This is a genomic window from Microbacterium sp. CH1 (assembly GCF_001595495.1).
GTDB lineage: Bacteria > Actinomycetota > Actinomycetes > Actinomycetales > Microbacteriaceae > Microbacterium.
On record NZ_LOSO01000024.1, the window covers coordinates 182,124 to 194,159 of the forward strand.

At 69.2% G+C, this 12,036-nt stretch carries 10 protein-coding genes; 6 read left to right on the plus strand and 4 right to left on the minus strand.

Annotation, left to right across the window (positions count from 1 at the left end):
- The first annotated feature begins 863 nt into the window (after nucleotides 1-863).
- The 5 genes from AUV07_RS16230 (at nucleotide 864) to AUV07_RS16250 (ending at nucleotide 5,095) form a co-directional block, all read left to right on the plus strand.
- The gene (locus AUV07_RS16230; protein ID WP_269454392.1) at nucleotides 864-1,736 is read left to right on the plus strand and encodes a ParA family protein; all 873 of its coding nucleotides are present in this window, start codon (nucleotides 864-866) and stop codon (nucleotides 1,734-1,736) included.
- On the plus strand, nucleotides 1,736-2,710 hold the full coding sequence (locus tag AUV07_RS16235; protein WP_062637731.1) for a ParB/RepB/Spo0J family partition protein: 975 nt from the start codon (nucleotides 1,736-1,738) through the stop codon (nucleotides 2,708-2,710). The genes AUV07_RS16230 and AUV07_RS16235 overlap by 1 nt, the downstream gene beginning before the upstream one ends.
- 61 nt (nucleotides 2,711-2,771) lie before the next feature.
- Nucleotides 2,772-4,220 carry a sugar porter family MFS transporter gene (locus AUV07_RS16240; RefSeq protein ID WP_082803015.1) on the plus strand — a complete coding sequence of 483 codons (1,449 nt, stop codon included), beginning with the start codon at nucleotides 2,772-2,774 and terminating at the stop codon, nucleotides 4,218-4,220.
- A 9-nt stretch (nucleotides 4,221-4,229) separates the two neighbouring features.
- Nucleotides 4,230-4,565 carry a hypothetical protein gene (locus tag AUV07_RS16245; RefSeq protein ID WP_025102860.1) on the plus strand — a complete coding sequence of 112 codons (336 nt, stop codon included), beginning with the start codon at nucleotides 4,230-4,232 and terminating at the stop codon, nucleotides 4,563-4,565.
- Nucleotides 4,566-4,570: 5 nt separating this feature from the next.
- A complete protein-coding gene (locus AUV07_RS16250) occupies nucleotides 4,571-5,095 on the plus strand; it encodes a GrpB family protein (protein ID WP_062637735.1) in 525 nt (174 codons plus the stop codon).
- A gap of 72 nt (nucleotides 5,096-5,167) precedes the next feature.
- On the opposite strand, the gene trxA is transcribed toward AUV07_RS16250, so the two are convergent.
- The 4 genes from trxA to AUV07_RS16270 all read right to left on the minus strand — a co-directional run bounded on the left by trxA (nucleotide 5,168) and on the right by AUV07_RS16270 (nucleotide 10,418).
- The gene (gene trxA / locus AUV07_RS16255) at nucleotides 5,168-5,491 is read right to left on the minus strand and encodes a thioredoxin (protein WP_025102859.1); all 324 of its coding nucleotides are present in this window, start codon (nucleotides 5,489-5,491) and stop codon (nucleotides 5,168-5,170) included.
- A gap of 68 nt (nucleotides 5,492-5,559) precedes the next feature.
- Nucleotides 5,560-6,534, minus strand: coding sequence for a thioredoxin-disulfide reductase (trxB, locus tag AUV07_RS16260; RefSeq protein ID WP_062637737.1), 975 nt, complete (start codon nucleotides 6,532-6,534; stop codon nucleotides 5,560-5,562).
- A gap of 79 nt (nucleotides 6,535-6,613) precedes the next feature.
- On the minus strand, nucleotides 6,614-8,230 hold the full coding sequence (murJ, locus tag AUV07_RS16265; RefSeq protein ID WP_062637739.1) for a murein biosynthesis integral membrane protein MurJ: 1,617 nt from the start codon (nucleotides 8,228-8,230) through the stop codon (nucleotides 6,614-6,616).
- A complete protein-coding gene (locus AUV07_RS16270; RefSeq protein ID WP_062637741.1) occupies nucleotides 8,223-10,418 on the minus strand; it encodes a DUF6049 family protein in 2,196 nt (731 codons plus the stop codon). Before AUV07_RS16270 ends, murJ begins: the two co-directional genes overlap by 8 nt.
- A gap of 96 nt (nucleotides 10,419-10,514) precedes the next feature.
- On the opposite strand from AUV07_RS16270, the gene AUV07_RS16275 reads away from it, so the two are divergent.
- Nucleotides 10,515-12,023, plus strand: a complete 1,509-nt coding sequence (locus tag AUV07_RS16275) for a DUF7059 domain-containing protein (protein WP_197462167.1) — start codon at nucleotides 10,515-10,517, stop codon at nucleotides 12,021-12,023.
- Nucleotides 12,024-12,036: the final 13 nt, after the last annotated feature.

Below are 12,036 nucleotides of genomic sequence, written 5' to 3' on the forward strand. Positions count from 1 at the left end.
AGTGGGGACTCAACGCCTGTTCTCACACATGACGAGCAGTGCGTGCTCAGCGGACCCGTGAATCGCGCGTGCCGGGGGTGCGTCACTCATGGCCCGCGCGGCAGTGACGGGTGGAGGCAGGCGCGGCCGGAACACCACCCGCACGCGGACTACGTCGTGTTCCTGGTGTCTACCAACGGTCGGCGTGGACGTCCACACGAGGATGGCGTGGCGCGGGTGACATAGACGGGTGCAGAGGGCGCCCAGACACGGATAAGGAAAGCGGGCTTTGTGGGCGCCGGCGGTTGGCGGCCTGGCGCTGTGGGGGCTATCTCGGTCTCGGATTGCGACGCGTAGTGGTGGGGGACGCGCGTGCCGGAGTGCCCGTGTCTCGGCGCGAGCCCCAGGGGCGGGGCCCTTACAGATTCAGGGCTGCCGGACTGCGTGGAAACACCGACGGGGCGGGGAGGAGCATCTGCGGTTTGCCGAGGCGGGCGTGCCAGGGCCTCGTAGCGCCACGGATCTGGTGAACGAGGCGCTGATTCGCGGACCTGACGGAAGCCTGCTCTCGACCCGACGCGATCCTGGGGACGCGGATGACAGCGGAGCCAGTTTCCCCCGTCACGGCGCACGACACGGCAACAAGACGTGGCGCTGAGGCCGATCTTCAGATCGAGAGGGCAGCAGGCGTTTCACGTGAAACGTCTGTGTCCGCACCATGCAGTCCATTCGGGGGACGCGTTGCGGGAGGCGCGCGTTCTGCTCCCTGGTCGCGCCTGTGATGCGAGGTCGGTCCCTGCGATTAGAGTGGAACGCGGCCCCGAAAGGAGTGGATGTTTCACGTGAAACAGTCCGAGAAGGCATCGTCGAACGAATCGTTCGGGATGGATACACCCCTCGCGCGAGAAATCGCGGATCTCTCCGCCCGGCGCCGCGCGCTGGAAGGGGTTTCCGTCGACTTCAGTGGCGATACCCGCATCCTGACGGTGTCGAATCAGAAGGGCGGCGTGGGTAAGACCACCAGCGCAGTGAACATCGCATCCGCGTTGGCGGGACTGGGCGCGAAGGTCCTCGTCATCGACCTCGATCCGCAGGGGAACGCCTCCACGGCCCTCGGGGTGCCACACAACGCCGACACCCCGAGTGTCTACGACGTCCTCATCGACGAGTTCCCCCTGGCGGAGATCGTTCAGCCCAGCCCCGAGAGCCCGAATCTCTTCTGCGCGCCAAGCACCATCCACCTTGCGGGTGCTGAGATCGAGCTCGTCGCGCAGGTGGCGCGAGAGCACCGCCTCCGCCGGGCTCTGGAGGACTACCTCGCGGACCATCCCGTGGACTTCGTCATCATCGACTGCCCCCCTTCCCTCGGACTGCTCACGATCAACGCTTTCACAGCCGCGAACGAGGTCTTCATCCCCATCCAGTGCGAGTACTACGCCCTGGAGGGCCTGAGCCAGCTACTCGGCAGCATCCAGATGATCCAGAAGCACCTCAACCCGGGTCTGCATCTGTCGACTATCCTCCTCACGATGTTCGACGGACGGACGCGGCTGGCCCAGCAGGTGGCGGAAGAGGTGCGCTCCCACTTCCCCTCGCAGGTGCTGGACACCGTGATTCCGCGCTCCGTCCGTGTGTCGGAAGCCCCCAGTTTCGGCCAGACGGTCATCGCCTACGACGGTCAGTCCGCCGGGGCGATCGCGTACCGCGAGGCCGCCGTCGAAATCGCGTCGCGACAGACGCAGAGCAAGGAGAAATAATGGCGAAGCGCACTGGACTCGGCCGCGGCATCGGCGCCCTCATCCCGACGGCGGACCAGACCGAACGTCCCGTCGACGTGTTCTTCCCCGGTGCGAAGATCGCTCCGACCCCCGAGGCTCCCTCCACGAGCGCCGACGCCGCGCCCGAGACCGAACTCGAGGCGGTGCCGGGGATCCACCTGATCCAGGTCGACCCACAGGCGATCGTGCCGAACCCTCGGCAGCCCCGCACGCACTTCAACCCCGAGGATCTCGCGGAACTCGTGCACAGCGTCCGTGAGTTCGGCGTGCTGCAGCCGGTAGTCGTCCGGAAGAACAGCGACGGCGAGTACGAGCTCATCATGGGGGAGCGGCGCACGCGAGCCGCCCGCGAGGCCGGACTCGAGGCGATCCCCGCCATCGTCCGCGACACGGCCGACGAGGATCTCCTGCGGGACGCGCTGCTGGAGAACCTCCACCGCTCGGAGCTGAATCCCCTCGAAGAGGCTTCGGCCTACCAGCAGCTCCTCGACGACTTCGGCATCACTCAGGAGGAGCTGGCCACGCGCATCGGTCGCTCCCGCCCTCAGATCAGCAACACCATCCGCCTGCTCAAGCTTCCGGTGCCGGTGCAGCAGCGGGTGGCCGCCGGTGTGCTGACCGCCGGACACGCGCGCGCGATCCTCAGCGTGGACTCTCCGGAGGCGATGCAGCGGCTGGCGGACAAGGTCGTCAATGAAGACCTGTCCGTTCGCGCGACGGAGGAAGCCGCCAAGTCGCAGCCGTCCGCAGGGAAGACTCCCAAGCCCACCCCGGGTGCGCGGCGGGCTTACCTGGACGAGGTCGCCGGCAAGCTCGGAGACCGGCTCAACACGCGCGTCCGGATCTCTCTGGGTGCCCGAAAAGGCCAGGTCACGATTGATTTCGCATCGATCCAGGATCTGAACCGCATTCTCGAGGAGCTGGGCGAAGAAGGGTACGGCTCCGCGCGGTGACCGCGCCCCTGGTCGGGGGTGCCATAGACTCGCGTCATCTTGACGATGCGAGGGGGATGTCATGTCCAGACCAGCTGATCCAGCGAGTATCAAGCGTCGCGTGATCGCCGTCAGTATCGCGGCGGCTCTGGGCGGATTCCTCTTCGGATTCGACACCGCGGTGATCAACGGCGCCGTCGACGCTCTGGCCGGAGACGTCTCCGGTTTCGATCTCGGAACCGGCCTCAAGGGCTTCGCCGTGTCGTCCGCCCTGATCGGCTGCGCCGTGGGCGCCTGGTTCGCCGGGCCCGTCTCGAACAAGTTCGGACGCATCCCCGTGATGGTGGTCGCCGCGGCCATGTTCTTCGTCTCGGCGATCGGTTCCGGTCTCGCCTTCAGCGTCGTCGACCTCATCATCTGGCGCGTGATCGGCGGACTCGGCGTCGGTGCGGCGTCGGTGATCGCACCCGCGTACATCGCAGAGGTCTCGCCGGCAGCGATCCGCGGTCGGCTCGGATCGCTGCAGCAGCTCGCCATTGTCCTCGGCATCTTCGCCGCCCTCCTGTCCGACGCCCTGCTCGCGGGCATCGCGGGGGAGGCCGACCAGCCGCTGTGGGGCCTGACCGCGTGGCGGTGGATGTTCATGGTCGCGGCCATCCCCGCGCTCGTCTACGGACTCGTGTCGTTGCGGCTGCCGGAGTCGCCGCGCTACCTGGTCCGCAAGGGCGAGGTGAAGCGCGCCGCGGAAGTGCTCCAGACCGTCACGGGGACGATCGACACCGAAGCCAAGATCAAGGAGATCACGGGCACGATCGATACGGAGCGCTCCGAGTCGCTGCGGGATCTGCGGGGGAGCCGGCTGGGACTCAAGCCGATCGTCTGGGTCGGCATCCTGCTGTCGGTGTTCCAGCAGTTCGTCGGCATCAACGTCATCTTCTACTACTCGACCACGCTGTGGCAGTCGGTGGGCTTCGACGAGTCCAGTGCCCTCCTCACGTCCGTCATCACCTCCGTCACGAACATCGTCGTCACGATCGTCGCGATCCTCCTCGTCGATCGGGTCGGTCGTCGGATCATGCTCCTCGTCGGCTCGGTCGGCATGACGGTGACCCTCGGACTCATGGCGCTCGCCTTCTCGTTCGGCACGCTCGACGCCTCCGGAACCGCGACGCTCCCGGACCCCTGGGCCACCGTCGCGCTCATCTGCGCCAACGGCTTCGTCGTGTTCTTCGGTGCGAGCTGGGGGCCGCTGGTGTGGGTGCTCCTGGGCGAGATCTTCCCGAATTCGATCCGTGCCGGCGCCCTCGCCGTCGCCGCGGCCGCGCAGTGGGTGGCCAACTTCTTCATCTCGACGACGTTCCCCGCGTTCGCCGAGATCGGCCTCACCTTCGCGTACGGCTTCTACGCGTTCTTCGCGCTGCTGTCGTTCTTCTTCGTGTTCTTCAAGGTGCCGGAGACCAAGGGCCGCGAGCTCGAGGACATGAGCGAAGATGCCAAGGTGGAGCGCCGACCCCGTCGCGCACGCGCGTAGGCTGGAGGGATGACCGAATCCGTCCCCCGTCGCGCCAGCCTGGAAGTGCTGCGCGCCGAGGCGTCGGACGAACTCGCCGTCCTCGTCCAGGAGCGCCTTCTGGGCGGTGAGGACCCCTGGGAGTTCATGGAGGAGCTGCCCAGCGTCGACGAACTCGTCGTCTACCTGCTCCGTGCGGACAACATCGCTGCGAACGACGGTGTGCGACCCAATGCCGCACGACACTACCGGGTGCTGCGCCAGATCGCCCTCGAGTACCCGGAGCTCACACCGGCCGTCTGGGGGCTTCTGGACGAGAAGCAGCGCCACCGTCGCTGGGACCCGCGCATCGCCGACGCCTCCTGACGCCGATGCTCCTCGTTCCCTCCGACCCGTCGTGGCCGCAGCGGTTCGAGGAGTTCGCCTCATCGATGCGGACGGCCGGTGCGGACGACTGGATCATCGAGCACATCGGCTCGACCGCGATTCCCGGGATGAGCGCGAAGCCGGTCATCGACCTCGCGGTGCGCATGGAGACAGGGGAGCAGTTCGGCGTCCGGAGGCCCACACTGGAGGCGGCCGGCTGGCGCACGGGCAGCGGGGTTCGCACGCATCCGGTGATGATCCGAGAGTCGGCGGGGGAGCGCCTCGCCATCGCGCACTTCTTCCCTGCCGCGGAGTGGGATCTCGCGCCCCAGCGCCTGTTGCGGGACTGGCTACGCACGCATCCGGCAGACGCGGAGCGATACGAGCGCGCCACGCACGACGCAGCGCGGGTGGCGGCGGACGGGGTGTGCTCCTACAACGCGGGAAAGACGGCCGTCATCCAGGAGATCGTGAACAGCGCCCGGGCCGCGCGCGGTCTCGAACCCGTGGACGTGTACGACAAGCGCTGACCACGCTCAGGGGCCCGGAGAGAGCGAAAAGGGCCGCACCCGGAGGTGCGGCCCTTCTCGTGGTCGGGGGGATCAGCCGAGGAAAGCGGCGAGATCCTGCTCGAGGGCGAACTTCGGCTTGGCGCCGATGATCGTCGTCTTGACCTCTCCGCCCTGGAAGACCTTCATCGCCGGGATCGACGTGATCTGGTACTTCATGGCCAGCTCCGGGTTCTCGTCCACGTTGAGCTTGAGGATGGTGATCTTGTCGGGGTTGTCGGACTGGATCTCGTCCAGCACCGGCGCGACCATACGACACGGACCGCACCACTCGGCCCAGAAGTCCACCAGCACGGGACCATCGGCCTGCAGCACGTCCTGCTCCCAGGTCGCCTGGCTCGTTGCCTTTGCACTCATCAGAGTTCTCCTTGTTCGAGGTTCGCCTGTTGCAACAACGGGCGGGGGGAAAGTGTTCCCGGCCGTCGTCAGGCCGTGATGACCTCGGCGGCCTCGGCCGCGGGGACCTCGACGGAGGAGTCCTCCAGGTCGGCGAGGAAGTGCTCGGCGTCGAGGGCCGCGATCGTGCCCGTCCCCGCGGCGGTGATGGCCTGGCGGTACGTGGGGTCGATCACGTCGCCGGCGGCGAAGACTCCGGGAACCGACGTGCGCGAGGAGCGACCGTCGACCCAGATCGTCCCCTCGGGCGTGAGCTCGAGCTTCTCGTGGACGAGGTGGGTGCGCGGGTCGTTGCCGATGGCGATGAACAGGCCGTCGAGGGGCAGGTCGCGCAGCGAGCCGTCCTCCGTGGAACGCAGCTGCACGCCCGAGACGGCGTTGTCGCCGAGGATCTCCACGACCTCGCTGTTCCACACGAACTCGATCTTCTCATTCGCGAGGGCGCGCTCCTGCATGATCTTCGAGGCCCGCAGGGTGTCCTTGCGGTGGATGACGTACACCTTGTCCGCGAAGCGCGTGAGGAAGGTGGCCTCCTCCATCGCCGAGTCACCGCCGCCGACGACGGCGATCGTCTTCTGACGGAAGAAGAAGCCGTCGCAGGTGGCGCACCAGGAGACACCGAAGCCGGAGAGGCGCTCCTCGCCCTCGATACCGAGCTTGCGGTAGGCGGAACCCGTCGCGTAGATGATGGTCTTCGCCTCGTGGGTGGCGCCCGAACCGAGGGTGACCTTCTTGACGGGACCGGCGACGTCGAGCTCGGTGACGTCGTCGTAGAGCACCTCGGTGCCGAACTTCTCGGCCTGCTCCTGGAACTTGGCCATGAGCTCGGGGCCCTGGATGCCCTCCGGGAAGCCGGGGTAGTTCTCCACCTCGGTCGTGTTCATGAGCTCTCCGCCGACCTCGACGGAGCTCGCGATGAGGAGCGGCTCCAGGTTCGCGCGCGCCGCGTAGATGGCAGCCGTGAATCCGGCGGGGCCGGAGCCGATGATGATGACCTGACGCATGTGATCTCCGTTAGAAAGGCGGTGCCGTCGAAAGACGTCCGACTGCTTCAACCCATGGTAACCGCGGGGCATTCCCGCGTCAGCGGCCGGGCAGGAAGCGGCGGACGAGCCCGCCGGCGGCCTTCAGCTCCGGGGCGCGGAAGACCGCGAGGATCGCGACGTAGACGAGCACCACGACGAGTCCGATGACGGCGGTCGCCAGGGTGCCGGGAATGACTCCGGACGTCGCCCATCCCGTCGTCCCGCCGAGGAGGAGGAAGGTGCCCCAGCCGGCGAGACCGGCCGGGATCGCGGCGATCGCGAAGAGCGCGAGGGCACGCATCCACGAGAGGACGCCCAGCCCGCCGATCTTGCGATGCAGCAGCCAGGTCGCCACGATCGTCTGCAGTGTGCTGGCGATGGACTGGCCGAGAGCCACGGCGGCAGCCAGCTGGGTCAGGGCGATGACCTCTGCGGACAGGAGCGCGGCCGCGGCCAGTGCGGTCACGACGATCAACGTGCACTGGAAGATCGTGAACCAGAAAGGGGTGCGCGTGTCGTCGTAGGCGTAGAAGGTGCGCTGGACGATGAACAGGATCGTGAGCGGGATGAGGCTGATCAGATAGCAGAGGAGGACGATGGCGGCGCCTTCGGCATCCGAGGGGCTCTCGGTGAAGACGCGGGAGGCGGGGATGGCCGCGGCGGCGACGGCGGCGACGGCGGCGACGATGAAGAACAGCAGAGTGCGGATGCTGCGCGAGATGTCCCCGCGGACCTCTTCATCGCGACCTGCGGCGGCGTGCTCGCTGATCTGCGTGAAGTACGGGGTTCCGATCGACAGCACGATGACCGAATACGGCAGCATGAAGATGAGCCAGGCGTTGGCCGTCACGGCGAGCGATGCACCCGACTCCGACGCGTTGCTGACGATGTTGCCCTGCAGCACGCCCGCGGAGAGCGAGGCCAGGGCCATCAGGAAGGTCCACCCCGCGAGCTTGCCTACGTTGCCGAGGCCGACGCCCCGCCAATGGAAATCGGGACGCAGGGACAGCCCGGTCCGCCTCCAGAACAGCAGCAGGATGAGCGCCTGCACGGCGATGCCGAGGGTCGCCGTGCCGCCGAGCGTCGCGATCATCTCCGGCGTCCAGTCGGCGGAGTTCCGCGAGACCGGGGAGAAGGCCCATCCCAGGATCAGGAACCCGATGATGGAGACGATGTTGTTGACGACGGGGGCCCAGGTGAACGGCCCGAAGATACGCCGCGCGTTCAGAGCCTCGCCCAGCAGCGCGTAGAGGCCGTAGAAGAGGATCTGCGGGAGACACCAGTACGCGAGCGCGGTCGCGAGCGCCTGGGTGGTCGAGGACAGGCCCCCGGCCACGATCTGCACGAGCCACGGGGCGGCGATCGTGGCGATCGCCGTGACGGCCACCAGCACGACCGTGCCGAGGGTGAAGAGCTTCGAGATGAAGGTGTTGCCCCCATCGGCATCTGCGGTGGCCTTGACGATCTGCGGCACGATGACCGCGGTGAGGATGCCGACGGAGATGAGGGAGAAGACGCTGTTCGGGAGAGTGTTCGCCGCGGCGAACGCGTCGGCCGGCCCCGAATTGAACGAGCCGATCACCGCCACGAGGACGATGCTGCGCAGCAGCCCGGTCACGCGCGACACCATGGTGCCGGCGCCGATGATGGCGCTGGCGCGCCCGAGACTACTCACTCGACTCCTTCGTGGGCGGGGCATCCGGACCGTCGTGGTGCTCCTGCACGGCCGCCTCCGCCTCCTTCTCCTCGATCAGTTCCTCGACGGCGGCCTCCACGGCCTGCTCCTCGATCGCCTCCCGACGCTTCCGGCGCACGGTGCGGACAACCCCGAGAGCGATAAGCAGCACCGCCAGGCCGCCGAAGATGACGAGGCCGATGGTCTCCCACTCTGCTCGCACCGCCACGCGGACGGTCTGCTGCGACTGGATCGGCACGCCCGTCGGACTGGTCAGCGCGAGACGCAGATCGAGTTCGCCGCTGCCCACCCGGGCGGAGACGGGGACCTTCGCCCTGGTCGTCGAGCTCGCCTGCACCTGGACGTCGATCACGGGTTCCACCTCGAGGCGCGGATCGCTGGGCGAGGCGAACAGCCGCACGGACACGGGCCAGGGGAGGTCGTTGCGCACCGCGATCGGCAGGTCGGCGTTGGCCGTGAGCAGCTGGATCGTGCTGGAGTCGGGGATGCTCACCGCTCCGAGCGTCTCGGTGGTGCGGGCACGGTGATCCGCGACCTTCTCCGCGAAGGCGGCGTCGGACGAGCCGACTGCGATGGTGCGCAGGATCCGGATGCGCTCCGGGCTCAGCAGCACGAGCGGGTCGCTGAGGATCGTGGCGAAGGCGGTGAGGGAGCCTTCGTCGGAGAGAAGGTTCGCGAGGTCGGGGGCCCGCGTCGCTGCGGCCGTCTCCGCCACGGCCACGGGAACGGCTGGGGCTGCGCGGACCGCTGAGAACTCGAAGCCGATGGAGTCCGCGGCCGAGATCGCGTCGCGAAGAGCCTCGGCCGAGCGATTCTCATCGCGCTCCAGTCCGACGAGAAGGGGAGCGCCAGGGGCCCGCGCTCCGGCGAGGAACAGCCGCGCCGCCGCTTCCGCCAGGAGCCCTTGGCGGGGCGTCGAGGCGGGTTCCGCCGCGGCTGCCGACAGGGCTGCCGACGTCGCGGCGTCGGTGACGAGGAGGTCCTGCCCGCCGGAACTCGCATGTGCCGCGCTGCGCCCACCGACCGCCTCCGAGGACACGACCGTGGTCGCGCTCCCGTCCAGGTAGCCGGAGAACGCCGCGAGGTCGCTCTGCGTGAGGTCGGTGTCCGGCCAGACGATCCCCGGGAGGGCACCGCTGATCTCCTGCAGCTCCTGGTCCGTCGGGAGAGCGGGCTCGTCCGACGATGAGGGAGACGGCGTGGTGGGGGCGCCCGGCGTGGTCGTCGGGGTCACGGCGCGCTGCTGCGGGAAAGCCGCGGGGTCGAGCAGAGAGGTCAGCGGGAGCGGAGTCAGGGCGTCCGGGAGACCGGCCTGGGCCTGCACGGTGAGATCGGCGTCGCCGAACTGCAGGGCGAATCGGACGTTGGGGAGCTTATCGAGCCTCTCCAGCCATTCCGTGGCCGTCGAGGGGGCAGCCGTCCCGAGGGCGCGGATGGCGGCGGGGATGGCGGGGTCGAGAGCGAGCACGGCCGTCGTCCCGGCCACGCCGTCGAGCTGCGCGGTGAGGTCGCCGTCCGGTGCGGTGAGCTCAGTGAGCTCCTCCGCGCTCAGCAGGGCGCCGCCGGCCGGGGTGGCGGTGATCGGGACGAGGACTCCGATCGGACTGGTCGGCGTGGAGGTGACGACGAGGACGGTCGTCGCACTCGCATCCCACGTGGTGGTGCGCCCTCCTGAGGTGTCCTTCGTGCGGGCATCGCTCAGAGCCGCCCGCAGCGGGTACACTCCGGGCGCGAGGGGCGTGAGGGTCTCCTGCGGCACGAACACCGTGGTCGTCGCGGAGCCGCCGGCCTCGGCCGTCTTCGTGGTCTCGTCGCCGAGAGGCAGGAACGAACCGGCGGCACGTCCCTCCTCCAGCCAGTCCGTGACAGCGGCATCGTCGCTGAGCGGCGTGGTGCCGAGCTCGACCTCGACACGGCCCGCAGAGAGCTCCGATGCGGTCTCGTTGTCGATCGTGACGACGGCCGAGGTCGAGGTGCCCGGTGCGACGGTGCCGCGCAGGCCCGCCGTGACGTGCAGGTCCACCCGCTGCTCGTCGGCCGCGGGGGGCTCGTCCGCCGCCATCGCCGGTTCGCCGACGCCCAGGGCGCAGACCCCGGCGGCGACCACGAACGCCGCGAGCCGGCGCACGCGCGCGCGGAGGCCCGTCTCGGGAGTGATCGCGGTCATGAAGGTCTTCCTCGAACGCCGGGAGGAGGCGGATCGTGAGTACTGACCTTGCGATTCTAGGAGGCCGGAGGGAGGAGAACCCTGAAGACGCGTAGAGTGACGGCCGTGTCCGACACCCCCGCCCCTCATCCCGACCCGCTCCGCAGTGCCGCGTTCGCCGCGGATCTCGACGCCGCCGACCTCCGATCCGAGCCCCTGCGTCGCCTCTGGGGAGAGGAGGCGGACGATGCCCTCGCCCGCGGCCTGCGCGAACCCATCCTGCGGGCGATCGCCGGGGACGAGGGCGTGCTCGCGACCCTCGGACGTCTCCTGGTGCTCGGGCTTCCGCAGCCCCGTGCAGCGGTGGAGCGCGCCCTGCCCACCCTCGGCGTGGACGGTCTGGAGGCCCTGGGGCTGGCGAGGATCGACCCCGACTCCGTGACGCCGATCGCGCTGCTGCGCCCGCAGTCGTTCGTCGACGAGGACGGGGTCGGGGAGTGGTGGATCGCGAGCGATCTGGACGAGGTCGCCCTCGACGGCCCGCTGCCCGCCGATCACGTGCTCGGTGTGGGCGGGGCCTCGCGCACGCTCGCCGAGACCGTCGTGCCGCTCGCGGTGGATCGTGCGCTCGACCTCGGCACGGGGTGCGGCATCCAGGCGCTCCTCGTGGCGCGGCGGGCCGGCCGGGTCGTCGCCACCGATGTCTCCCGCCGTGCTCTCGCCTACGCCGCGTTGAACGCGCAGCTCAACGGGGTCACGAACATCGAGTTCCGCCACGGGAGCATGTTCGAGCCGGTCGCCGGGGAGGCGTTCGATCTCATCGTCTCGAACCCGCCGTTCGTGATCACCCCCCGAACCGAGGGCGTCCCCGCCTACGAGTACCGCGACGGCGGTCTGGTCGGCGATGCGCTCGTCGAGCAGTTCGTGCGCACGGCACCGGCGCACCTCACCCCCGGCGGCATCGCCCAGCTTCTCGGCAACTGGGAGTCCCGCACGGGGATCACCGGCCTCGCCCGGCTGGACGCGTGGGTGCCCGCCGACCTCGACCTGTGGGTGGTGGAGCGGGAGGAGCTGTCGCCCCTCGCGTACGCCGAGCTCTGGATCAGGGACGGCGGCATCACGCCGCGCGACGCCGCGTTCACTCCGCTGCTCACCGCGTGGCTCGACGACTTCGCGGCGCGGGGCGTGACCGCGATCGGCTTCGGCTACGTGCTGCTCCGCCGGGGGCAGGGGGAGCCGCTGCGGCGGTCGGAGCGGGTCTCGCAGCCCGTGGCGAACGTGGGGGCGGCGCTCGCTCTCGGCCTCGCGGCTCACGATGCGCTCGCCGAGGGACTGCCCGACACGCTCGTCGTGGCCCCCGACGTCACGGAGGCGCGACACCTGCTTCCCGGCAACGACGACCCGAGCGTGATCGAGTTGCGTCAGGGCGGCGGATTCGCGCGGACCGTCGCGGTGGATCCCGCGCTCGCCGGGTTCGTCGGCGCCTGCGACGGGGAGCTCCAGGTGCTGCAGATCGCCCCCGCCCTCGCCGACCTCTTCGAGGTGCCCTTCCCGCAGCTGTGGGCGGAGCTCGAGCCGCGCATCCGGGGACTCGTGCTCGACGGCTTCCTCCTCCCGGGGGAATAGTCCCGGCTTCCAT

Bases quoted from the DNA above. Each gene is read 5' to 3' on its own strand.
- trxA (WP_025102859.1), bottom strand. From the start codon at position 5,491: ATGAGTGCAAAGGCAACGAGCCAGGCGACCTGGGAGCAGGACGTGCTG.
- AUV07_RS16250 (WP_062637735.1), top strand. From the start codon at position 4,571: ATGCTCCTCGTTCCCTCCGACCCGTCGTGGCCGCAGCGGTTCGAGGAG.
- trxB (WP_062637737.1), bottom strand. From the start codon at position 6,534: ATGCGTCAGGTCATCATCATCGGCTCCGGCCCCGCCGGATTCACGGCT.
- AUV07_RS16245 (WP_025102860.1), top strand. From the start codon at position 4,230: ATGACCGAATCCGTCCCCCGTCGCGCCAGCCTGGAAGTGCTGCGCGCC.
- AUV07_RS16270 (WP_062637741.1), bottom strand. From the start codon at position 10,418: ATGACCGCGATCACTCCCGAGACGGGCCTCCGCGCGCGCGTGCGCCGG.
- AUV07_RS16230 (WP_269454392.1), top strand. From the start codon at position 864: ATGGATACACCCCTCGCGCGAGAAATCGCGGATCTCTCCGCCCGGCGC.
- AUV07_RS16240 (WP_082803015.1), top strand. From the start codon at position 2,772: ATGTCCAGACCAGCTGATCCAGCGAGTATCAAGCGTCGCGTGATCGCC.
- AUV07_RS16235 (WP_062637731.1), top strand. From the start codon at position 1,736: ATGGCGAAGCGCACTGGACTCGGCCGCGGCATCGGCGCCCTCATCCCG.